This window comes from Bacillus sp. GbtcB10 (assembly GCF_019091365.1).
GTDB lineage: Bacteria > Bacillota > Bacilli > Bacillales > Bacillaceae > Bacillus > Bacillus altitudinis.
In genome coordinates this window covers 1-267 of record NZ_JAGXJP010000181.1, presented here as the reverse complement: position 1 = coordinate 267, position 267 = coordinate 1, and the positions used below count along the sequence as shown (strand labels likewise).

General features: G+C 31.8%; 1 protein-coding gene. It reads left to right on the top strand.

The window, feature by feature from the left end; translation table 11 throughout:
- A partial coding sequence (locus KVT11_RS20040) for a nucleotidyltransferase family protein (protein WP_217609167.1) occupies positions 1–267 on the top strand: 267 nt, incomplete at both ends.

Genomic DNA, 267 nt, shown 5'->3' with positions numbered 1-267 from the left:
AATTTATGAACGCAGGTAATAGTTACGCAAAAGCTACATCTGAAGCTTTCCTACACATTTTATCTTCTGAAAAAAATATAGACATGTCACAACCAAATAACATTTTAGGCTTCCAATACATAAAAGCAATTCTAATGCAAAATAGTTCTATGCAAGCACAAACGATAAAAAGATTCGCATCTCATTATCATGATGAAACATTTAACGACCAACATATTGCAAGCGCAACAAGTATTCGCAAACAACTTTTTAGTGAAAATAGTTCCT